This is a genomic window from Mesorhizobium sp. M0522 (assembly GCF_040321085.1).
Lineage (GTDB): Bacteria > Pseudomonadota > Alphaproteobacteria > Rhizobiales > Rhizobiaceae > Mesorhizobium.
In genome coordinates, this window is record NZ_JAMYQW010000043.1 from 1 (window position 1) to 19,876 (window position 19,876).

At 62.3% G+C, this 19,876-nt stretch carries 23 protein-coding genes; 16 read left to right on the top strand and 7 right to left on the bottom strand.

What is annotated here, in order from left to right; all coding sequences use genetic code 11:
• Positions 1-334: 334 nt before the first annotated feature.
• From NKI58_RS30245 to NKI58_RS30255, 3 genes are all read left to right on the top strand, one after another.
• A complete protein-coding gene (locus tag NKI58_RS30245; protein ID WP_006202520.1) occupies positions 335-547 on the top strand; it encodes a cold-shock protein in 213 nt (70 codons plus the stop codon).
• Between the two features lie 227 nt (positions 548-774).
• Positions 775-987: a cold-shock protein gene (locus NKI58_RS30250; protein WP_006202521.1), complete on the top strand. Its 213-nt coding sequence runs from the start codon at positions 775-777 to the stop codon at positions 985-987.
• A 192-nt stretch (positions 988-1,179) separates the two neighbouring features.
• The gene (locus NKI58_RS30255) at positions 1,180-1,590 is read left to right on the top strand and encodes a BA14K family protein (RefSeq protein WP_352788845.1); all 411 of its coding nucleotides are present in this window, start codon (positions 1,180-1,182) and stop codon (positions 1,588-1,590) included.
• A 69-nt stretch (positions 1,591-1,659) separates the two neighbouring features.
• On the opposite strand, the gene NKI58_RS30260 is transcribed toward NKI58_RS30255, so the two are convergent.
• From NKI58_RS30260 to NKI58_RS30270, 3 genes are all read right to left on the bottom strand, one after another.
• On the bottom strand, positions 1,660-2,301 hold the full coding sequence (locus NKI58_RS30260; RefSeq protein ID WP_352788843.1) for an MBL fold metallo-hydrolase: 642 nt from the start codon (positions 2,299-2,301) through the stop codon (positions 1,660-1,662).
• A 176-nt stretch (positions 2,302-2,477) separates the two neighbouring features.
• Positions 2,478-2,789 carry a hypothetical protein gene (locus NKI58_RS30265; RefSeq protein WP_023678412.1) on the bottom strand — a complete coding sequence of 104 codons (312 nt, stop codon included), beginning with the start codon at positions 2,787-2,789 and terminating at the stop codon, positions 2,478-2,480.
• Positions 2,790-2,934: 145 nt separating this feature from the next.
• Positions 2,935-3,828 carry a branched-chain amino acid aminotransferase gene (locus tag NKI58_RS30270; RefSeq protein ID WP_352623101.1) on the bottom strand — a complete coding sequence of 298 codons (894 nt, stop codon included), beginning with the start codon at positions 3,826-3,828 and terminating at the stop codon, positions 2,935-2,937.
• A gap of 249 nt (positions 3,829-4,077) precedes the next feature.
• Here NKI58_RS30270 and NKI58_RS30275 point away from each other — a divergent pair, with 249 nt between their 5' ends.
• From NKI58_RS30275 to NKI58_RS30290, 4 genes are all read left to right on the top strand, one after another.
• Positions 4,078-4,605 (top strand): MarR family winged helix-turn-helix transcriptional regulator, encoded by a 528-nt coding sequence (locus tag NKI58_RS30275; protein ID WP_023678414.1) that lies wholly within the window; start codon positions 4,078-4,080, stop codon positions 4,603-4,605.
• Positions 4,592-5,311: a response regulator gene (locus tag NKI58_RS30280; RefSeq protein ID WP_023678415.1), complete on the top strand. Its 720-nt coding sequence runs from the start codon at positions 4,592-4,594 to the stop codon at positions 5,309-5,311. Before NKI58_RS30275 ends, NKI58_RS30280 begins: the two co-directional genes overlap by 14 nt.
• 51 nt (positions 5,312-5,362) lie before the next feature.
• Positions 5,363-6,778 carry an ATP-binding protein gene (locus NKI58_RS30285; protein ID WP_023678416.1) on the top strand — a complete coding sequence of 472 codons (1,416 nt, stop codon included), beginning with the start codon at positions 5,363-5,365 and terminating at the stop codon, positions 6,776-6,778.
• Positions 6,779-6,983: 205 nt separating this feature from the next.
• Entirely contained in the window at positions 6,984-8,006 is a 1,023-nt protein-coding gene (locus NKI58_RS30290) for a glycosyltransferase family 4 protein (protein ID WP_352854174.1), read from the top strand.
• A 12-nt stretch (positions 8,007-8,018) separates the two neighbouring features.
• On the opposite strand, the gene NKI58_RS30295 is transcribed toward NKI58_RS30290, so the two are convergent.
• The 3 genes from NKI58_RS30295 to NKI58_RS30305 all read right to left on the bottom strand — a co-directional run bounded on the left by NKI58_RS30295 (position 8,019) and on the right by NKI58_RS30305 (position 9,519).
• Positions 8,019-8,378 carry a tRNA-binding protein gene (locus tag NKI58_RS30295; protein ID WP_023678419.1) on the bottom strand — a complete coding sequence of 120 codons (360 nt, stop codon included), beginning with the start codon at positions 8,376-8,378 and terminating at the stop codon, positions 8,019-8,021.
• A 6-nt stretch (positions 8,379-8,384) separates the two neighbouring features.
• A complete protein-coding gene (locus NKI58_RS30300; RefSeq protein ID WP_023678420.1) occupies positions 8,385-8,885 on the bottom strand; it encodes a type III secretion system chaperone family protein in 501 nt (166 codons plus the stop codon).
• 331 nt (positions 8,886-9,216) lie between these two features.
• Positions 9,217-9,519, bottom strand: a complete 303-nt coding sequence (locus NKI58_RS30305) for an accessory factor UbiK family protein (protein WP_023678421.1) — start codon at positions 9,517-9,519, stop codon at positions 9,217-9,219.
• A gap of 131 nt (positions 9,520-9,650) precedes the next feature.
• Here NKI58_RS30305 and lgt point away from each other — a divergent pair, with 131 nt between their 5' ends.
• The 6 genes from lgt (at position 9,651) to NKI58_RS30335 (ending at position 15,530) form a co-directional block, all read left to right on the top strand.
• Positions 9,651-10,502 (top strand): prolipoprotein diacylglyceryl transferase, encoded by an 852-nt coding sequence (gene lgt, locus NKI58_RS30310; RefSeq protein WP_023678422.1) that lies wholly within the window; start codon positions 9,651-9,653, stop codon positions 10,500-10,502.
• Complete coding sequence (locus tag NKI58_RS30315) at positions 10,499-11,587, top strand: class I SAM-dependent methyltransferase (RefSeq protein WP_023678423.1); 1,089 nt, start codon at positions 10,499-10,501, stop codon at positions 11,585-11,587. The genes lgt and NKI58_RS30315 overlap by 4 nt, the downstream gene beginning before the upstream one ends.
• A gap of 139 nt (positions 11,588-11,726) precedes the next feature.
• Positions 11,727-12,515: a peptidoglycan editing factor PgeF gene (pgeF, locus tag NKI58_RS30320; RefSeq protein WP_023678424.1), complete on the top strand. Its 789-nt coding sequence runs from the start codon at positions 11,727-11,729 to the stop codon at positions 12,513-12,515.
• Positions 12,515-13,666: a M24 family metallopeptidase gene (locus NKI58_RS30325; protein ID WP_352788835.1), complete on the top strand. Its 1,152-nt coding sequence runs from the start codon at positions 12,515-12,517 to the stop codon at positions 13,664-13,666. The genes pgeF and NKI58_RS30325 overlap by 1 nt, the downstream gene beginning before the upstream one ends.
• Before the next feature lie 54 nt (positions 13,667-13,720).
• The gene (locus tag NKI58_RS30330; RefSeq protein WP_352697538.1) at positions 13,721-14,341 is read left to right on the top strand and encodes a hypothetical protein; all 621 of its coding nucleotides are present in this window, start codon (positions 13,721-13,723) and stop codon (positions 14,339-14,341) included.
• A 253-nt stretch (positions 14,342-14,594) separates the two neighbouring features.
• Positions 14,595-15,530 (top strand): ribose-phosphate pyrophosphokinase, encoded by a 936-nt coding sequence (locus NKI58_RS30335; RefSeq protein ID WP_023678427.1) that lies wholly within the window; start codon positions 14,595-14,597, stop codon positions 15,528-15,530.
• Between the two features lie 97 nt (positions 15,531-15,627).
• Here the strand turns inward: NKI58_RS30335 and NKI58_RS30340 are convergent, their stop codons facing one another.
• Positions 15,628-16,509: an AraC family transcriptional regulator gene (locus tag NKI58_RS30340; protein ID WP_352788831.1), complete on the bottom strand. Its 882-nt coding sequence runs from the start codon at positions 16,507-16,509 to the stop codon at positions 15,628-15,630.
• Between the two features lie 128 nt (positions 16,510-16,637).
• Between NKI58_RS30340 and NKI58_RS30345 the strand changes: the two genes are divergently transcribed.
• From NKI58_RS30345 to NKI58_RS30355, 3 genes are all read left to right on the top strand, one after another.
• Complete coding sequence (locus NKI58_RS30345) at positions 16,638-17,882, top strand: MFS transporter (protein ID WP_352788828.1); 1,245 nt, start codon at positions 16,638-16,640, stop codon at positions 17,880-17,882.
• Positions 17,883-18,086: 204 nt separating this feature from the next.
• Positions 18,087-18,836, top strand: a complete 750-nt coding sequence (locus NKI58_RS30350; RefSeq protein WP_352456918.1) for an SDR family oxidoreductase — start codon at positions 18,087-18,089, stop codon at positions 18,834-18,836.
• A 384-nt stretch (positions 18,837-19,220) separates the two neighbouring features.
• Positions 19,221-19,865 carry a 50S ribosomal protein L25/general stress protein Ctc gene (locus NKI58_RS30355; RefSeq protein WP_352788823.1) on the top strand — a complete coding sequence of 215 codons (645 nt, stop codon included), beginning with the start codon at positions 19,221-19,223 and terminating at the stop codon, positions 19,863-19,865.
• Positions 19,866-19,876: the final 11 nt, after the last annotated feature.

Consider the following 19,876-nt stretch of genomic DNA (forward strand, 5'->3'; position numbering starts at 1 on the left):
TCATCCCCAGCCTCCGTTCGCTGAAGATCAAACCGGACAACTCGTCTGCTACCTAACCCGGACAACTCATCTGCTTACGACACGCCCGCGGCTGTGTCTTGCAAGCATCACGTTTCCGTGCGATAAATTTTGTGTTCGGGCATTTGCGACCCGGAGAGCGGAACGTTTTGGACGACCTTTCCCCGATACTGTGAATCTCTGACAGCCCCGTTTTCGGCGGGGGGTTTTACCCATGCGCCAATGCATGACTGCCGAAGCAACCACCGGGACTTGCCCACGGCGCCAGGCGGCGGGCGGAACCACCAAGACTGACACGGGTGAAGGAGTTTCCCCAATGGCCCAGACCGGCACCGTTAAATTCTTCAACGCTACCAAAGGCTTCGGCTTCATCACGCCCGATGGCGGCGCCAAGGATGTGTTCGTCCACATCTCGGCGATCGAGGCTTCCGGGCTGCGCACGCTCGTCGACGGTCAGAAGGTCACCTTCGATGTCGAGCCCGACCGTATGGGCAAGGGTCCGAAAGCGGTCAATCTCCGCGCTGCCTGAAACCACAGCGTGCCGCGCGTCCTTTCGGGGTGAGGATGCTGCAAGGCTTTTGGAGTGAACTTGAATTCTGTAAAGGCGCGGCGGTTTTCGTCGCGCCTTTTGTGTTCCGGGATGCTTGCCCGCAGCCGCAAAACTTTCTCTTGCCGATGGCACTAAAATAAAGGACAAATTTCCGTCCGGGCATTTGCCGGCCCGAGACTGGACTTGTGGGATCAAAGGAGCTTCCCATGCCGCAGACCGGCACCGTCAAATTCTTCAATCACGCCAAGGGCTTCGGCTTCATCACGCCGGACGACGGGGCAAAGGATGTCTTCGTCCATATTTCGGCCGTGCAGGCGTCGGGTCTTCCCGGTCTTGAGGATGGGCAGAAAGTGACATTCGACACCGAGCCGGACAAGCGCGGCAAGGGTCCGAAAGCCGTCAACCTGTCGATCGGCTGAACCACCCCCGGACAGAATGGACGTGGGCCGGTCTGGCCTGCGGTGTTTGCCGCACGCTTGAACCGCCCAGTTAGATGAACCGCCTGGTCAAATTTCGTTCAGCCGCCGTTCAGCCACGGTCGCATATTAATCTTCGTTAAAGCCGGACCGCATCCCCCGAAAACGACCCGGGCCGGCACGAAGGAGACCGACATGAACCGAATTTTCAAGACTGCCATCCTGTCCGCCGCGGTCGTTGCGACCACGCTGGCGACCTTGCCCGCGGCCAATGCCGACGAATGGCGCCATCACCGCCGCCACCACGGCCACGGCGACGCCGTTGCGGCCGGCGTGCTCGGCCTTGCGGCCGGTGCCCTGATCGGCGGTGCGCTCGCCAGCCCGCAGCCCCGCTATTACGACCCGGCCTATGATGATGAATACTACAGGCCTGGCCCGGTGCGCCGTTATTACGTGCAGCCGCGAGTGGCCTATGCCGAAAGCTATGCGGAGCCGTGGACCCGCGGCTGGTACGAATACTGCTCGGACCGCTACCGGAGCTTCAACGCCCGTACCGGCACGTTCACCGGCTATGACGGCGAACAGCATTTCTGCACCGCCAATTAGCGGAGGCAGTTTCCCGTCGGAAAAAAGCGCGGTCGCACAGGCCGCGCTTTTTGTTTCCGGCAAGCGGTTTCAGACCAGAAAAGGATTGCTCCGCCGCTCCTCACCAAAACGGCCGCCGGGACCATGGCCGCAGATAAAGCCGATGTCGTCGCCCAACGGCAAAAGCTTCTCCTTGATCGAGGCGATCAGCGCGGCGTGGTTGCCGCCCGGCAGATCGGTGCGGCCGACCGAACCGCGGAACAGCACGTCGCCGACATGCGCGAACTTCGCCGCCCGGTTATAGTAGACGACGTGGCCGGGTGCGTGGCCCGGACAATGGAGCACCTCGAACTCGTGCGAGCCGAACGAAACGGTCTCGCCTTCGGCAAGGAACCGGTCGGGGACACAGTTGCGCACGGGATCGGTGATGCCGTAGCGCTTCGCCTGGTTCTCGAGATTGGCGAGCAGCGGCCGGTCGGCGGCATGCGGACCGATGATCTCGATACCGAGCGCCTCCTTCAGTTCCATGCCCCCGCCGGCATGGTCGATATGGCCATGCGTAATCCAGATCGCGCCGGCAGTGATCGCATTGTCCTCGAGCGCCGCCAGCACCTTGTCGATGTCACCGCCCGGATCGACGACAACGCCTTGTCTGTCGTCCATGTCGAAGAGGATGGTGCAGTTCTGCTGGAACGGCGTGACCGGCACGATGCCGGCGTTGAGCTGACCCATATTCGTCCTTTCACGCTGTCGGAGTGCTGCGCGTCCCCTCGAACGCGTCAGGAGAGCTCCAACCTTGAACCAGGCCCTGATGTAGAGACACACGCGAACGGCGTCCACCGCTCCCACAAACGGCAAACGAAATGGGCGGCCGAAGCCGCCCATTTGAGAACCTGAAACGTCGAAGCTTATTTCTTCATCGCGTTCATGACCGCACCGATGATGCCGGTCAGGATGGCGCCGCCGCCGGCACCGCCAACGATATTTGAAATGTTCAACGCGCTGCCGGCCCCTGCCGCCGTGGCGGCTGCTGCCGGATCGACCGCGCCACCCAGCAGACTGTTGAGGATGGCCGCACCGCCGACGCCGCCGACAGCGCCACCCAGGATTTTGGTAAGCTGCCCCATCGCCGCACTCTTGATAGCCGCACCCACCGCCTGACCACCGATGATGCCCGTAATCACCTGAATAATGATCGGAAGAAGCGTGTTCATATCCATATTTCCAGTCCCTCCATAGCTGCCAGCTTCCCAGGCCGACGCCATCATGAGACGCCGAATTGAATGAAAGTCAAATGCGCAAACGCTTAAATAAAAGGAGCGGCCCGAAAACCGCCCCTACTTGATAAAAAACCTGTGACTTTCGTTATTCTGCAGCAATCGCGTGGTTGGGTTGAACCGCCGCAGAATAGTCGTTCATCAATGTCTTGGCGATATCGCCGACCTCGAATCGGTACGGACCGATCTCCGAAACCGGTGTCACCTCGGCCGCCGTCCCGGTGAGGAAGCACTGGTGGAAGCCTTCAAGCTCCTCCGGCATGATGGCGCGCTCGATCACCTCCAAACCGCGGTCCTTGGCAAGGTCGATGACCGTGCGGCGGGTGATGCCGTCGAGGAAGCAATCAGGCCTGGGCGTATGGATCTTGCCGTCCTTGACGAAGAAGATGTTGGCGCCTGTCGCTTCCGCCACCTGGCCACGCCAGTCGAGCATCATGGCGTCGGCATAGCCCTTGGCCTCGGCGGCATGCTTGGACATGGTGCAGATCATGTAGAGGCCGGCCGCCTTCGATTTCGACGGTGCGGTGCGCGGGTCGGGGCGGCGCCATTCGGCCATGTCGAGCCGGATGCCCTTGAGCTTCTGCGCCGGGTCGAAATAACTCGGCCACTGCCAGATGGCGATGGCGCAGTTGATCCGGCTGTTCTGTGCGGAAACGCCCATCTGTTCGCTGCCGCGCCACGCGATCGGCCGGACATAGGCGTCCTGGAAACCTTGCTTCTTCAACAGCGTGCGGCAGGCGTCGTCGATCTCGGCGACCGAGTAGGGTATCTTGAAGCCAAGCAGGCGCGCCGATTCATGCAGGCGTTCGGTGTGGTCGGTCAGCTTGAAAATTTCGCCCCCATAAGCGCGCTCGCCCTCGAATACCGCGCTGGCGTAGTGCAGCCCGTGGGTCAAGACGTGGATCTTGGCGTCGGCCCATTTGACGAACTCGCCGTTCATCCAGATAAAGCCGTCCAGTTGGTCGAAGGGAACGGATGCCATGGTAACCTCCCGCGGGCGGCGGCCCGCACATCATTGTGTCGTTGCGTGTTTCGTTTCGGCCGCTGTAGGCGGCCATTGTCTCAAAGCGTAGGCGGATATTTAAGGTCTGGCAAACTCAGGAAGTTCCGGAAAAAACGGCTTCGCTTGCCTTTTCGTTCGCAATCCGCCGAAAAGCTTGCCAAAAATTACCATCGCGCGGAAAATACGTCAATAGTGCTGACATAATTTCCTGCTTCACACGGAGAAAAGATGACGAGCCACGCAGCCGCAGAACCGATCAGGACGGCGATCACCGACGAGGACGGCATCGATTTCGCCATCATCGAGTTGTTTTTCTTCGCCTATCGCGACTTTACCTCCGATCCGGACCAGATCCTGGCCGAATACGGTTTTGGCCGTGCCCATCACCGGGTTCTGCATTTCGTCAATCGCCGGCCCGGGCTGACGGTCGCCGAGCTCCTCGACGTGCTCAAGATCACCAAGCAGAGCCTGGCGCGCGTGCTCAAGCAACTGATCGACACCGACCATATCGTGCAATTGCAGGGCCCTCGCGACCGCCGCCAGCGCGAACTCTACCCGACGGCCAAGGGCCGTGCCCTGGCGCTGGCGCTGGCGCGGCCACAGTCGCGCCGCATCCATGCTGCATTGGAAGATTCCGGAGCCACCGAACGCGCCGTTATCGAACGGTTCCTTGAAGCGATGGTAAATCCGGAACTAAGGGCGCAGATCGACATTGTGCCCGCAAAGATGTCAGGGAAAAACCATGGAGACCATTGAGAGGGTTGATCATCCGACAGCACCGGAAGACGACGCGCCGCATCTGCTGGTGGTCGACGACGACACCCGTATCCGCAATCTTCTGAAACAGTATCTGACCGAAAACGGCTTTCGCGTCACCGTCGCCGGAAATTCCGGCGAGGCGCGGCGCAAGCTCGCCGGCCTCGACTTCGATCTGATCGTGCTCGACGTCATGATGCCGGGTGAAAGTGGCGTCGACCTCACCAAGGCGCTGCGGGCGGAGAAAAACGTGCCGATCCTGATGCTCACCGCACTGTCCGAAACCGACAGCCGGATCACCGGGCTCGAGGCCGGCGCCGACGACTATCTGCCTAAACCGTTCGACCCGCGCGAGCTGATCCTGCGTATCAACAATATCCTGCGCCGCGGCGGCCCCGCGACAACGCCTAAGGTCGAACAGCTGGTCTTTGGCCCCTATACATTCCAGATCGCCAGGCGTGAGCTGAAGCGCGGCGGCGAGGCGCTCAAGCTGACCGACCGCGAGCAGGAAATCCTGGCGATCTTCGCTGCGCGTGCCGGCGAAACGATACCGCGGCATGAGCTTGTCGGCGATGAATCCGAGGTCGGCGAGCGCACGATCGACGTCCAGATCAATCGGCTCCGCCGCAAGATCGAACGCGATCCGTCCAATCCGGTCTGGCTGCAGACAGTGCGCGGTATTGGGTATCGGCTCAGCGTGGAATAGAATGTCGCCGACAGCGGTCCTTTGCCGGGCCGCCGGTGAACGAAAAGACGAATGGCGACCACGCAACTCGAACGGCCGGGAGATGGCGGCTTGAGCGCTCGCGCGACGCGGGCGCTCAAGGCCGTGCCGCGCGCCTGGAACCGTTTCTGGCGCCTGGTGTCGCTTTACATGCCGAAGCGGCTCTATGCCCGCTCGCTGATCATCGTCATCGCGCCGATGATCATGCTGCAGTCGGTCGTCGCCTTTGTCTTCATGGAGCGCCACTGGCAGACCGTGACGCAGCGCCTGTCGCAGGCCACGGTGCGCGACATCGCCGCCATCATCGACCTGATAGAGACCTATCCTCACGACGCCGACTACGCCAACGTCATTCGCATCGCCCAGGATCGCATGCAGCTGAAAGTCGACCTCCTACCGCCCGACCCGCTGCCGCCTCCCGGGCCAAAGCCGTTCTTCTCGATCCTCGACGAGATCCTTTCGTCCGAGATCACCCGCCAGATCAACCGTCCGTTCTGGATCGATACGGTCGGCAATTCCAATATCGTTGAGGTCCGCGTCCAGCTCGAGAACAAGGTGCTGCGCGTCTTCGTGCGCCGCAGCCAGGCCTATGCTTCGAACACCCATATTTTCCTGATCTGGATGGTCGGCACCTCGCTGGTGCTGCTGATGATCGCCATTCCCTTCCTGCGCAACCAGATCCGGCCGATTCTGACGCTGGCCGAGGCGGCCGAGAGCTTCGGCAAGGGCCGGCCGATGCCGCGCGATTTTCGCCCGCGCGGAGCCGAGGAAGTCCGCCGCGCCGGCTTTGCCTTCATACAGATGCGCGAACGCATCGAACGCCAGCTCGAGCAGCGTACCGCCATGCTGAGCGGCGTCAGCCACGATCTGAGGACCATCCTCACCCGCTTCAAACTGCAATTGGCGCTTGCCGGGACCAAGGCGGCCGATACCCAGGCACTCGACCAGGACATCGACGACATGCAGTCGATGCTGGAAGGCTACCTTGCCTTTGCACGCGGCGAAGCTTCGGAAGACGCCGGTCAGTTCGATCTCGAAGCCTTCTTCGACAAGCTTCGCGAGGAAGCCGCGCTGCGCAAGCGCAAGCTGTCGACCGTGCTTGTCGGCGATCCGCATGTGCACGTGCGCCCCAATGCCTTTGCCCGGCTGCTGTCCAACGTCGTCGGCAATGCATTCCGCTATGCCAAGACGGTGGAGATCAATGCCAATCATGGGCGCGGTTCGCTGCTCGTCACCATCGACGATGACGGCCCGGGAATTCCGCCCGAAAAGCGAGAGGATGTATTCAAGCCGTTCGTGCGGCTGGACGAGGCCCGCAACCTCGACGCCAGCGGCACCGGCCTCGGCCTCTCCATCGCACGTGACATTGCCCGCAGCCATGGCGGCGACATCGTCCTCGAACGCAGCCCGCTCGGCGGCCTTCGGGCGGTGATCAAGGTCCCCGCTTGACGGCAGCGACACCCGGCCTTCATCGGCCCGTCATGAAACCATGGTGAAGAGCGCCAATGAAGCGCGCGATCCTGATTGATTCGGCCCTGCGGCCTCATTTCGACCCCGCGCCTGCCCGGGTGCGCTGGTGCGACGCCAGAGCTGCGGCGTGGTCGCCGCTCAGGCGTCGCGGCGAGGCAATCAAGCTTGCCGCCAAGGGACCGCCATGCGCATCCTGATGGTCACCGACGCCTGGCGCCCGCAAGTCAACGGCGTCGTCCACACGCTGGAGCGCCTCTCGGAGACCCTGAAATCCTTCGATATCGAGACGGACTTCCTGACGCCGAATATCTTTCGCACCCTGCCTCTGCCGACCTATCCCGATATCAGGCTGGCGCTGACGACGCCGCACCGCGTGGCGCAGCTGATCGAGGCACGCAAGGTGGACCACATCCATATCGTCACCGAAGGACCGCTCGGCATTATGGCCCGGCGCTACTGCCGCAATGCCGGCCGCCCGTTCACGACCAGCTATCACACACGTTTTCCGGAATATCTGAGCGCGCGCCTGCCGGTGCCTGAAGCATGGGCCTATCGCTGGCTGCGTGATTTCCACAATTCAGGACAGGGCACGCTGGTTGCCACCCAGTCGCTTGCCGACGATCTTGCGGCGCGCGGCTTCACCAAGCTCCGGCCGTGGACGCGCGGCGTCGACACCGATCATTTTCGGCCGGATAAAAGAAAGGACCTGGGATTTCCCGGACCGATCTTTCTCTGCGTCGGCCGCGTCGCGATCGAAAAGAACCTGCCGGCCTTCCTAGACCTCGACCTGCCCGGCAGCAAGTTGGTCGTAGGCGAAGGGCCGGAATTGGCGAAGCTGAAGGCCAGATATCCCGATGCCCATTTCCTTGACCATCGTCCGAACGACGAACTGGCCGAGATCTACGCCTCGGCCGACGTTTTCGTCTTCCCCAGCCGTACCGACACGTTCGGCAACGTCATCATCGAGGCGCTGGCCAGCGGCACGCCGGTCGCAGCCTATCCCGTCACCGGACCGATCGATATTGTGGGTGACGGCATCGGCGGCGCGGTGTCGGACGACCTGCGGCAAGCAGCGCTCGCCGCCCTTCACGTCGACCGCGCCGAGGCGCGGCAACGCGCGATGCGCTACAGCTGGAAGGCCTGCGCGGAAATGTTCATGGAAACGGTCGAAGAGGCGCTGGGTACCAGGCGTAAACTGGCTGCGTGAACAACAGCGCAGCTAGAACAACCTGCCGCCGTCCGGCACCTTGCGCTCGATCGCGCCAAGGACGACGGCGCCCTCCTCGTCAGGAAAGCCGAGCGTCAGCACTTCCGACATGAATGGCCCGATCTGACGCGGCGGGAAATTGACCACAGCGAACACCTGCCGGCCGATCAGGGTTTCGGGCGTATAGTATTTCGTGATCTGGGCCGAGGATTTCTTCACCCCGATCACGGGACCGAAATCGATTTTCAATTTGATCGCCGGCTTGCGCGCCTCGGGAAAAGGCTCGGCCTCGACGATCGTGCCGGCGCGGATGTCGATGCGGTCGAAATCGGCAAAGCTGATCTCGGGTTTTCGCGCGTTGCTCGAAACCATCGACGGTCAGGCGTTTCCGTAGGTTTCGAACAGCACGCCGGCCAACGCATCCTTGGCCGAAGTTCCCGACCAGACGACGAACTGGAACGCCTGGAAATAGCATTCGCAGGCTTCCAGCGCCGACGACAGCAGCACCTCGACCTGCTGGCTCGACGGCTCGACCCCACCGGCCAGCAGCAGCGACTGGCGGAACATGATGGCGCCTTCCTGCTCCCAGAGGTCGAAATGGCCAAATAGCATCTGCTCGTTGATCAGCGAAAGCAGCCGCATCACCTCGAGCGCGCGCGCCTCCGGGACCTTGATGTCGAAGGCGCAGGCCAGGTGCAGCGCCTCGTAGTCCTCCATCCAGGAGAATGAAACGTGGTAGTCGGTCCAGCTTCCGGCAACCGAGATCGAGATCTCGTCGTCGCCGGCCCGCTCGAAGGACCAATCGTTGTTGTGCGCCACCTGCTCGATAACATCCACCGGATGGATTTCGCGGGAGAATTCGAGTTCGAGAAGTTCCATGAAATGCTTCCTGTCGTTCTGGGAGCGCCACCACACGCTCCGCGGGAGAGGCACACTCGAACAATTCTGCCTAGAACTCGGACGGCCAGGACTTCGTCAACGCAAAGACCCCGGACCGGACCCCACCGCCCGGCGCATGACCCTGCTCCGAATCATGCAACAAATTCAGTCTATTGATCGGGAGTCGCGTGACCAGCCAAATTTTTCGCACTGCGTCATTCGCATGTGGAAAGGCGCTGTCACAAAGATTCACGCAGTACCGGTAAGCGATTCACGACAAAGCGCTTTTTGCGATCCGGCTTTGTGGAAAAGTTTAACGATTTATTTCTTGTTATTTTTTTGCACGCGGCTTTGCCGCAGCCGCAGGCGCTGCTTGACCGGTCAATTCGGCAAGCCTGGCCTCGAGCGCCTCGATGCGAGCGGCGAGGCGGGTGTTTTCTTCCCTGGCCTTCGCCGCCATGTCGCGAGCGGCCTCGAATTCCTCGCGCTGCACCACGTCCATGGAGTTGAGTATGCGCTCGGCCTGGCCCCTGAAGGCGGTCTCCACCTCGCGCCGCACGCCTTGCGCGGCACCGGCTGCATCGGTCATCAGCTTGGCGAATTCATCGAGAATGCGGTTCGGTCCGGTCGCCATGGCAAATCCTCGCTTGGTCGAATTGACGTAGTGGCGCACGATTCGGAATGCAAGCATATGCTTGCCTTGACCGCGCCAAAAGCCTGCCGCATGGTCCGCGCCCGAACCTGATTGGGAACCCGGAGACCCTGTTGAGCGAATATTTGCTGCCGCTGGCCGCCCTGCCCTTTCCCAACATCGACCCGGTCATCGTCCGGATCGGACCGCTGGCGGTGCATTGGTACGGCGTCGGCTACATCGTCGGCATTCTGTTTGCCTGGTGGTATGCCAAGCGCCTCGTCACCAACCCAAAACTGTGGCCCGACGGCACCCTACCGATGAAGCCCGTCGACCTCGACGACTTCATCGTCTGGGCAGCCATCGGTGTGGTGCTCGGCGGACGCACCGGCTACGTGCTGTTCTACGACCTGCCGCGCTACATTGCCAATCCGCTCGATATCGTCGCCGTCTGGCAGGGCGGGATGTCGTTTCATGGCGGCCTGCTCGGCGTCATTCTCGCAATGACGCTGTTTTCCCGGTCTCGCGGCATCCGCACATGGTCGCTGTTCGACGTGGTTGCCGCCGGCGTGCCGGTGGGGCTTGGCCTCGTTCGCCTGGCAAACTTCATCAATTCCGAACTATGGGGCCGGCCGACCGACGTTCCATGGGCATTCGAATTCCCCAATGGCGGCCCATTTGCACGCCATCCGAGCCAGATCTACGAGGCGCTCCTCGAAGGGCTGGTGTTGTTCCTTGTCCTGCGCTTCCTCACCCATTCGCGGCTCAAGCTGAAGGCGCCGCGCTTCGTCGGCGGCGCCTTCATCGCCGGCTATGGCGCCTCGCGCATCTTCGTCGAATTCTTTCGCGAGCCCGACCAGCAGCTTGGTTACCTCCTTGGCACGAGCTGGCTGACCATGGGAATGGTGCTGTCACTGCCGATGGTGCTGGCCGGCATCTGGGCGATGGCTACAGCCAAGCCGGTGACAAAACCGCAGCCGGCATGACGCGGCTGAAGACCCGCATCGCCGAGCTGATCGGTGCGGTGGGACCGATCCCCATCAGCGAATACATGGCGCTCTGCCTGTTCGATCCGCAGGACGGCTATTATACGACGCGCGAGCCGTTCGGCGCCGCCGGCGACTTCGTCACCGCGCCGGAGATCAGCCAGATGTTTGGCGAACTGGTCGCCATCTGGCTCTACCAGGCGTGGCTGGCGATCGACCGGCCGACGCCGGTCGCCATCGCCGAAATAGGCCCCGGCCGCGGCACGCTGATGAGAGATATGCTGCGCACGCTTTCGCGGCTCGATCGGACGCTTACCGCCAGCGCATCGTTCGCCTTGATCGAGACCAGTCTGCGGTTGACCGAGGTCCAGAAACGAACGCTTGCCGGGACGTCGGCCACCATCGCCTGGCATGAGGCCGTGGACACACTACCGCAGGGGCCGCTTCTGATTGTTGGTAACGAGCTGTTTGACGCGGTGCCCATCCGCCAGTTCGTCCGCGCTGGGGCCGGCTGGCGCGAGCGGATGATCGGTCTCGACGATGCGAACCGGCTGCGCTTTTTCGTCGGCGCCGGCTCGCTTGACCCGATGCTGCTGCCGGAGGGTGCCGAGAATGCGCCGCAAGGTGCCGTCGTCGAGGTGGCGCCAGCCCGCGCCGCCCTGATGGCGGCCATCGCCGGGCGACTTGCCGGATTTGGCGGCGCCGGCCTGTTTCTCGACTACGGTCACCTCCAGCCCGGGATCGGCGACACCTTGCAGGCGTTGCGCAAGCACGGTCATGAGGACGTGCTGGCCAATCCGGGGCAGGCCGATCTCACAGCCCATGTCGATTTCGCTGCCCTCGCGGCAACCGTTCGGGCACACAGCCTCGATGCCCACCTCTCAACGCAAGGTGAATTCCTGCTCAAGATGGGGCTTCTCGAACGGGCTGGCCGGCTCGGCGCCAATGCCGATGAGGCAGCTCGCGAAAAGATCGCGGCCGACGTCGAGCGCCTCGCCGGCCCGCTGGCCATGGGCGAACTCTTCAAGGTGCTTGCCGTCCTCCCCGCCGGCATTGCCGTTCCGCCGTTTCCAAGCACGGATTGACTTTTCGCTGCCGCCTCTCTCACTCTCCCGTCTCCGACTAGCGCCCGACATCAACTGCGCCAGCCTTCAACTGACTAGCCTTCAACTGCGCCCCTTCAACTCGCTTGACGAAATCGCCCATACGGACAACAAAGCCGCCATGCTGAATCAGACCAAACCGGATCCCGTTCGGTCGCCCTTGCTGGAAACGGCGCAAGGCATCCGCCACGGCTACTTCACGCGAGTCGGCGGCATTTCCAGCGGCATCTACCGGGGCCTCAACATCGGCACCGGCTCGAACGACGACCAGACGCTGGTGCGCGAGAATCGCCGCCGGGTCGCCGAATGGATGGGCGTGCCTGCAAACCATCTGCTGACCGCTCACCAGGTTCATTCGCCGGACGTCGTCATTGCCAGGGAGCCTTTTGCCGGCGAGCGGCCCAAGGCCGACGCCATTGTCACCGACCGGCCGGGCATTGCCGTCGGTGCCTCGACCGCCGACTGCGGACCGGTCCTCTTCGCCGACGCCGAGGCGCGCATTATCGGCGCCGCCCATGCCGGCTGGAAAGGCGCTTTCACCGGAGTGCTGGAAAACACCATCGCGGCAATGGAAAGCCTCGGCGCCCGGCGCGACCGCATCGTCGCAGTGCTCGGTCCTTCGATCGGCCCACGGAATTACGAAGTCGGACCGGAATTCGTCGCCCGTTTCGTCGACGCCGATGCCGGCAATGCTCGCTATTTCGCGCCCTCCGCAACTGCCGGACACGCGATGTTCGATCTCAACCGCTACACGGTCGACCGGCTGACCAAGGCTGGCGTCAACGCCGAAGGACTTGGCCGCTGCACCTATGCCGAGGAAGAGCTTTTCTACTCCTATCGGCGCAGCACGCATCGCAACGAGCCCGACTACGGGCGGCAGGTTTCGGCAATCGTTTTGGAGGCTGACTGATGGCGCTGCATTTCGAACGCTCGGAATTCGACGCGCGGCGCGATCGACTGATGATCGAGATCGCCGAAAAGAAGCTCGACGCCGTCCTGCTGTTTGCCCAGGAAAGCATGTATTGGCTAACCGGCTACGACACCTTCGGCTTCTGCTTTTTCCAGTGCCTGGTGGTCAAGGCCGACGGCTCGATGGTGCTGCTGACGCGTTCGGCCGACTTGCGCCAGGCGCGCCAAACCTCGATCATCGACAACATCGTTTTGTGGACGGACCGCAACGGCGCCAATCCGGCGGTAGATCTGCGCAATCTGCTCAACGAGCTTGACCTGCTCGGCGCCCGGATCGGCGTCGAATACGACACCCACGGCCTGACCGCCTATAATGGCCGGCGCCTCGACGAGCAGTTGCAGACCTTCGGGCAGATCGCGGATGCCTCCGGCATTGTCAGCCGGCTACGGCTGTTCAAGAGCCCGGCAGAAATCGCCAAGGCGGAAAAAGCCGCAAATCTGGCCGACGACGCGCTGGACGCAGCACTGCCGCTGATCAAGCAGGGCGGCGATGAGGCGCTGATCCTCGCCGCCATGCAAGGTGCGATCTTTGCCGGCGGCGGCGATTATCCGGCCAACGAGTTCATCATCGGCTCCGGAGTCGACGCCCTGCTTTGCCGCTACAAGGCCGGTCGCCGCAAGCTCACCAAGAACGACCAGCTGACGCTCGAATGGGCCGGTGTCTTCCACCACTACCATGCGGCAATGATGCGCACGGTGTTGACCGGCAAGGTATCGAAACGCCACCAGGAATTGTTCGATGCCGCCCGCGCCGCGCTACTTGCAGTCGAGAAGGCGATGACGCCCGGTAATACGTTCGGCGACGTGTTCGACGCCCATGCCCGCACCCTCGAAGCCCACAATTTGACCAAGCACCGGCTCAATGCCTGCGGCTATTCGCTCGGCGCCCGCTTCACCCCGTCCTGGATGGATATGCCGATGTTCTATCAGGGTAATCCCGAACCGATTGCGCCGAACATGACGCTGTTCGCCCATATGATCATCATGGACTCCGAAACCGAAACCGCGATGACGCTTGGCCGCACCTATCTGACCACCGAATCCCAGCCGAAGCCGCTGTCCCGCCATGATCTCGACTTGATCGTGCAGTGAATCCATAATGGAAAGAGTGTGAGGGGCGTTCGTCGCCAAGGAGTTTTCAGGCTAATGAGACGATCGCATGTGACGACCGTGTCATTGCTCGTGGCGCTGGCACTGGCGGCCTGCACCAATGCGAAGGACGTTCTCGAACCCTCGGCCATTGCCCCGCAATCGACGCAATCGCTCTCCGGAGCCGGAGGTGCCGCAACGCCCCCCGCAACTCCGGCTCAGCCTGCCGGCACCGCGCAAACTGGAGATACGGCGCAGCCTTCCGCTGCAGCAGCCGTGCCGCCCGCCAAAAGCGCGGCTGCCATTGCGCGGACCCGGCTGCAGGTGGCGCCGATCGTCGGCGCCTCGGTAGAAGCCGCGACACCGCTGACCGCCGAGCTTCAGACACGCGCCAGGCAGCGCGGCATCACCTTGGCCGGCAGCACCGACCAGACCCCTACGCATGTGCTCAAGGGCTATTTCTCGACCATGACGGAAGGCAAGGACACTACCGTCATCTATGTCTGGGACATTTATGACCCGGCCGGCAACCGGCTGCATCGCATCAACGGCCAGCAGAAGGCGCCGTCCGTTGGCGGCGGCGAAGGCTGGACGGCGGTCGCGCCGGCGACCATGCAGGCAATTGCCGACCAGACAATCGACCAGTTCGCCACCTGGCTTGGCGGCGGCGCCGGCTGACCTGGAGCGTGATTCCGAAAAGTGGAATCCGGTTTTCGGAAAAGAGCATGCTCAGACTGAAAGTTAGAAGCTATCCCGATTCCGTCGGCATGGAACTGGCTCTATCGCCGCATGCTCAAGCCGTAAGCGTTTATTGAGATTAGCCGGCGGATTCCCATTCACGACGCTTGCAATACCGGCGCGGGCCGCTAAAAGCCCGACTAAGAGGCTGGAGTGCTATCGGAGTCTCTCAATCCTTCGCCAGGAACGGTGCATGAAGCTCTTCGCGGGCAATTCCAACAGGGTGCTGGCCGAATCAGTCGCCCGTTACCTCAACATTCCGCTGGGCAAGGCCAGCGTCAGGCGCTTCGCCGACCAGGAAATCTTCGTCGAGATCCAGGAGAACGTGCGCGGCGAGGACGTCTTCATCCTGCAGTCCACCTCGTTCCCGACTAACGATCATTTAATGGAACTGCTCATCATGATCGACGCCTTCATGCGCTCCTCGGCCAAGCGCATCACTGCAGTTATTCCTTATTTCGGCTATGCCAGGCAGGATCGCCGCGCCTCGGGCCGCACACCGATCTCGGCCAAGCTGGTCGCCAACATGATCACGAGGGCGGGCGTCAACCGGGTGCTGACCCTGGATCTCCATGCCGGCCAGATTCAAGGCTTCTTCGACATCCCGACCGACAATCTGTTTTCCGTGCCGGTCATGGCCCGCGACGTAAAGGCGAAATACAAGCAGCTTGCCAATGTCATGGTGGTGTCGCCGGATGTCGGCGGCGTGGTCCGCGCCCGCGCGCTCGCCAAGCGCATCGACGCCCAGCTTGCCATCGTCGACAAGCGCCGCGAGCGCCCCGGCGAATCGGAAGTCATGAACGTCATCGGTGACGTGCGCGGCAAGGATTGCCTGTTGATCGACGACATCATCGATTCGGGCGGCACGCTGTGCAATGCGGCCGATGCGCTGCTTGCCGACGGCGCCACCAGTGTCACCGCCTATACTACCCATGGCGTTTTGTCCGGCGGCGCCATCGCCCGCATCGGCGCCTCGAAACTGCAGGAACTGGTCATCACCGATTCCATCCAGCCGACCCAGGCAGTGCTGGACGCCGCCAATATCCGCGTCATCTCCATCGCCGAATTGATGGGCGAGGCGATCTCGCGCACGGCGACCGAGGAATCGGTTTCGAGCCTGTTCGATTAATGCTTGTCGCGCAAAGTGCAGCGGTTTTGCGATAACGACATGCATAAAAGCAAGAACCCAAAGCGCCTCGCATGAGGCCGGTCGAACGCGACGCACTTCAGGGCTGCGACTCAGGCCGAGCCGGACCGCTTATTCGTCGCACACCTTCGCCAGCATCACGGGCGCCCCGCATGTAACCGCGTGGCGAGGCTCCCAGCATGCGCTTGAACATGGTGATGAACGCCGGCACGCTGTTATAGCCGAGATCGAGCGCCACCCTCGTGATCGGCTCGCCGTCGGCCAGCCGTGGCAGCGCCGCGAACAGACAGGCCTGCTGACGCCAGGTCGACAGCGACAATCCGGTCTGGCGGTGGAACGCGCGGGTGAAAGAGCGGCGGCTCATGCCGACGATAGCGGCCCACTCGTCGATCGTCGCATGCGGTGACGGTGCCGAGACGAAGCGCCGGCACAGCGTCGCCAGCCTTGCATCGGACGGGAACGGCAGGCCGAGCGGCCGTTCCGGCAGGTTCGGGATTTCGTGCAGCAGGAGCTTCATGATCAGCCCGCCCCGCCCCTCCAGCTCGGCGCCTTGCGGCAGCTTTTCCGATTCCACGATCAGGCTGTGCATCAGGTCGGTGATGCCGACGACACGCAACCCGTCCGGCAGGCGGGGAATGGCCTCCGGCATCACATAGACGGACCGCATGCTGACGTCGCCCAGCATCTCGACGGAATGTTCGGTGCCGGCGGGGATCCACATCGCGTGGTCCGGAGGCACCATCCAGCGCCCATGCCGCGTCGTCACCAGCACGACACCGACCAGCGCGTGCAGCAACTGGCTGCGGCTATGTTGGTGCCGTGGCACATGGTAGCCGTCCGGATATTCGGTCGGCAGCGCCACTGCCGGCCCTACGGCCTGCTCCAGCCATTGCCAGCGACGCTCATGCAACAGCCCGAGATCTGTGTCGCCCGCTCTGAACATTTCCCTGCCATGCGGCATCAGCTATGGCCCACTTGCGAAACTATTGGACCAAACCACGAAAGAAGTCGCGTGACAAGCAACGTATAAGGCTGCGGCCTATAAGACCGCCTGCGGGAGCGCCCGCCAAAAAGACCACGGAGCCTGCCTTGACCGATACCACAGCAACCGCCGACGCCAAGCCGGCAGCGGCCAGCCACATTTCAGCTCAGGCGACGGCCTTCACCGTCATCCTGGCGGTGAGCTTCTGCCATTGCATCAACGACATCATGCAGTCGCTGCTGTCGGCGATCTATCCGCTGCTGAAGGACAATTACGGGCTCGATTTCTGGCAGATCGGCCTTTTGACTTTCACCTTCCAGGTGACGGCATCCTTGCTGCAGCCGGTGATCGGCATGATTACCGACAAGCGGCCGATGCCTTATTCGCTGCCCTACGGCATGGCTTCTTCGTTGATCGGCCTGGTCGTGCTGGCCTATGCCGGACATTACTCGCTGCTCCTCATCGGCGCCTCGCTGATCGGCATCGGCTCGGCGATCTTCCACCCGGAATCCTCGCGCATCGCCCGCTTCGCCTCCGGTGGCCGGTTCGGTCTTGCGCAGTCGCTGTTCCAGGTCGGCGGCAATTTCGGCCAGGCGATGGGGCCGCTACTGGCAGCATTCATCGTCGTGCCCTTCGGCCAGACCAGCATCGCCTGGTTTGCCGGCGGCTCACTGATCGGCATCATCGTGCTGTGGCAGGTTGGCGGCTGGTACAGCCGCCTGCGCGCCGCACTCGGCAACCGCAAAGCGGCAGGCTTCGTTTCGCCCTTCCCGCGCCGCAAGGTGATGGGAGCGCTGCTGGTGCTGACGCTGTTGGTATTGACCAAGAACGCCTATATTTCCAGCCTTGCCAGCTATTACACCTTCTATTCCATCCATAAATTCGGCGTTTCAGTCCAGATGTCGCAAGTCATGCTGTTTCTGTTCCTCGGCGCCTCGGCCCTTGGCATCCTGCTCGGCGGCCCGTTCGGCGACCGCTACGGGCAGAAGGCGATGATCTGGTTCTCGATCGTCGGCGTGCTGCCCTTCACCCTGGCCTTGCCCTACGCCAATTTCGAGTGGACGATGGTTCTCACCGTGCTGATCGGCCTGATCCTGTCCTCGGCTTTCTCGAACATCGTCGTCTTCGCCCAGGAACTGGTGCCCGGCCGCGTCGGCATGATCGCCGGCATCTTCTTCGGCTTCGCCTTCGGCATGGGCGGCATCGCCGCCGCCGTGCTTGGCGTCGTCGCCGACATGAAGGGCATCGATTTCGTCTTCCAGGTCTGCTCGTATTTGCCGCTGCTCGGGCTACTGACGGTCCTCCTGCCTAACATGCGGGAAGCACGGAAGGTTGAGGCTGCGGCCAGCTAAAAATCAGTTCATCTTCGGAATTGATACGAGGGCGCGACAGTTGCCGCGCCCTCGATGATTCTTTCACCATACGCCGGGTGAAAAGCCTGTTAGAGAGGGTCACCCCTGAAGGCAAAATTTTGATCAGCAACGCCTTCAAGTTGAACATACCGGGCTCAGCCCTGATGCTGCGCAGCGCTCCGCGCCAGGAAAGGCAATTCGCTTATGTCCAGACTAAAAGGCAAGGCCGCATTGATTACCGGCGGCACCAGCGGCATCGGCCTGGTGACGGCGCGACGTTTCATCGAGGAAGGTGCGCGCGTCGCTATCACCGGAACAAATGCGAGCCGTCTCGAGGAGGCGCGCACCATCCTCGGCAGTGATGTGCTTGTCATTGCCGCCGACGCCGGAGATGCTGCTGCCCAGAACGACATAGCGCGGCGGATCGAGGAAACCTTCGGCAAGCTCGACGCTCTCTTCCTCAATGCCGGTATCGCCGACCTGCGCCCGCTTGGCGACTGGACCGAGGCCGCGTTTGACAGGAGCATCGACGTCGACCTCAAGGGGCCGTACTTCCTGGTCAAGGCGCTCGTTCCGCTGTTTTCGAACCCGTCGTCGATCATCCTCAGCGGCTCGGTCAACGCGCATATGGGAATGGCTGGAACGCACGTCTATGCGCTGGCCAAGGCCGGCATGATTTCGCTCGCCCGGACGCTCTCGGGCGAACTGATAGAACGCGGTATTCGCGCCAATGTGATCAGCCCGGGTCCGATCGACACGCCGCTCAACGACAAACTTGGGCTGGACCCCGAAGCGGCGAAGGCGCGTGCGAAAGCTGTGGTCGGCCTGGTGCCTGCCCGTCGTTTTGGAACCGCCGAGGAAATTGCCAACGCGGTGGTTTTTCTTGCTTCGGACGAATGCCCGTTCATGGTCGGTGCGGAAATGCTGATCGATGGCGGCTTGAGCATCGCCTGACATCGGCACGACCTGACACGAGATCACCCGCAGATGGCGGGTTTTTTGTTACGTTCTGAAAGGCCTTACGCCCTGAAGAAGGCCAGCATGTCGGTGTTTATAACATCGGCATGGTGGTCGCCATGGTATGGGGGAAACCCTTGTAGACCTGTCGCCTGCCATGACTTGCACCCTTTCTCGCCTTCGGCTATAGAGCCGCCACCCGCGTAGACACCCTTGGAGGCAACGCGGCGGAAGGCTGCCTTCCCTTGTGATCCCGAACAAAGGTCCGCTTGCTTATGCGGCTGCCGGCTTTCGGATATGCAGGCCCGGCGGCTTTCGACGTTTACGGCCCCGGCACGTTGCCGGCCGCGAACGCTCCAGAACAACGCGAAAGGAAATGCCATGAGCCACGATACTTACGAGCTCAAGGCCGAAGCGCGCGAACAGGTCGGTAAGGGGTCCGCCCGTGCAGTTCGCCGCAACGGTAAAGTGCCTGCAGTGATTTACGGCGACAAGCAGCCTCCCCTGGCGATTGCGCTGACCTACAAGGATATCTACTACAAGATCCATGGCGGCGGGTTTCTGACCACGGTCGCCACGATCGATGTCGACGGCAACAAGATCGAGGTTCTGCCCAAGGATTTTCAGCTCGACCCGGTCAAGGATTTCCCTGTCCATGTCGATTTCCTGCGCATCGGCAAGGATACCGAAGTCAACGTCGATGTGCCCGTGCACTTCATCAATGAAGATAAGTCGCCCGGCATCAAGCGCGGCGGCGTGCTCAACATCGTGCGCCACGAGGTCGAGTTCCACTGCCCGGCCAATGCGATCCCGGATTTCATCATCGTGGATCTCACCGGTACCGATATCGGCGATTCGATCCACATTTCGGCCGTCACCTTGCCGGCCGGCGTCAAGCCGGTGATCTCCGACCGCGACTTCACCATCGCGACCATTGCCGGCTCCTCGGCGATGAAGCCGGAGGCTGCGGAAGAGACGACTGAAGCGGCTGCGCCCGAAGCGGCTCCTGCCGCCGAAGAGAAGTAACCCCTTCCCGC

What these genes read in the sequence shown, in the direction of transcription:
- NKI58_RS30290 (WP_352854174.1), top strand. Translation starts at nt 6,984, where the DNA reads ATGCGCATCCTGATGGTCACCGACGCCTGGCGCCCGCAAGTCAACGGC.
- NKI58_RS30285 (WP_023678416.1), top strand. Translation starts at nt 5,363, where the DNA reads ATGGCGACCACGCAACTCGAACGGCCGGGAGATGGCGGCTTGAGCGCT.
- NKI58_RS30245 (WP_006202520.1), top strand. Translation starts at nt 335, where the DNA reads ATGGCCCAGACCGGCACCGTTAAATTCTTCAACGCTACCAAAGGCTTC.
- NKI58_RS30250 (WP_006202521.1), top strand. Translation starts at nt 775, where the DNA reads ATGCCGCAGACCGGCACCGTCAAATTCTTCAATCACGCCAAGGGCTTC.
- NKI58_RS30270 (WP_352623101.1), bottom strand. Translation starts at nt 3,828, where the DNA reads ATGGCATCCGTTCCCTTCGACCAACTGGACGGCTTTATCTGGATGAAC.
- NKI58_RS30325 (WP_352788835.1), top strand. Translation starts at nt 12,515, where the DNA reads ATGGCGCTGCATTTCGAACGCTCGGAATTCGACGCGCGGCGCGATCGA.
- pgeF (WP_023678424.1), top strand. Translation starts at nt 11,727, where the DNA reads ATGCTGAATCAGACCAAACCGGATCCCGTTCGGTCGCCCTTGCTGGAA.
- NKI58_RS30260 (WP_352788843.1), bottom strand. Translation starts at nt 2,301, where the DNA reads ATGGGTCAGCTCAACGCCGGCATCGTGCCGGTCACGCCGTTCCAGCAG.
- NKI58_RS30350 (WP_352456918.1), top strand. Translation starts at nt 18,087, where the DNA reads ATGTCCAGACTAAAAGGCAAGGCCGCATTGATTACCGGCGGCACCAGC.
- NKI58_RS30295 (WP_023678419.1), bottom strand. Translation starts at nt 8,378, where the DNA reads ATGGTTTCGAGCAACGCGCGAAAACCCGAGATCAGCTTTGCCGATTTC.
- NKI58_RS30355 (WP_352788823.1), top strand. Translation starts at nt 19,221, where the DNA reads ATGAGCCACGATACTTACGAGCTCAAGGCCGAAGCGCGCGAACAGGTC.
- NKI58_RS30265 (WP_023678412.1), bottom strand. Translation starts at nt 2,789, where the DNA reads ATGGATATGAACACGCTTCTTCCGATCATTATTCAGGTGATTACGGGC.
- NKI58_RS30330 (WP_352697538.1), top strand. Translation starts at nt 13,721, where the DNA reads ATGAGACGATCGCATGTGACGACCGTGTCATTGCTCGTGGCGCTGGCA.
- NKI58_RS30275 (WP_023678414.1), top strand. Translation starts at nt 4,078, where the DNA reads ATGACGAGCCACGCAGCCGCAGAACCGATCAGGACGGCGATCACCGAC.
- NKI58_RS30340 (WP_352788831.1), bottom strand. Translation starts at nt 16,509, where the DNA reads ATGCCGCATGGCAGGGAAATGTTCAGAGCGGGCGACACAGATCTCGGG.
- NKI58_RS30315 (WP_023678423.1), top strand. Translation starts at nt 10,499, where the DNA reads ATGACGCGGCTGAAGACCCGCATCGCCGAGCTGATCGGTGCGGTGGGA.
- NKI58_RS30280 (WP_023678415.1), top strand. Translation starts at nt 4,592, where the DNA reads ATGGAGACCATTGAGAGGGTTGATCATCCGACAGCACCGGAAGACGAC.
- NKI58_RS30300 (WP_023678420.1), bottom strand. Translation starts at nt 8,885, where the DNA reads ATGGAACTTCTCGAACTCGAATTCTCCCGCGAAATCCATCCGGTGGAT.
- NKI58_RS30305 (WP_023678421.1), bottom strand. Translation starts at nt 9,519, where the DNA reads ATGGCGACCGGACCGAACCGCATTCTCGATGAATTCGCCAAGCTGATG.
- NKI58_RS30335 (WP_023678427.1), top strand. Translation starts at nt 14,595, where the DNA reads ATGAAGCTCTTCGCGGGCAATTCCAACAGGGTGCTGGCCGAATCAGTC.
- NKI58_RS30255 (WP_352788845.1), top strand. Translation starts at nt 1,180, where the DNA reads ATGAACCGAATTTTCAAGACTGCCATCCTGTCCGCCGCGGTCGTTGCG.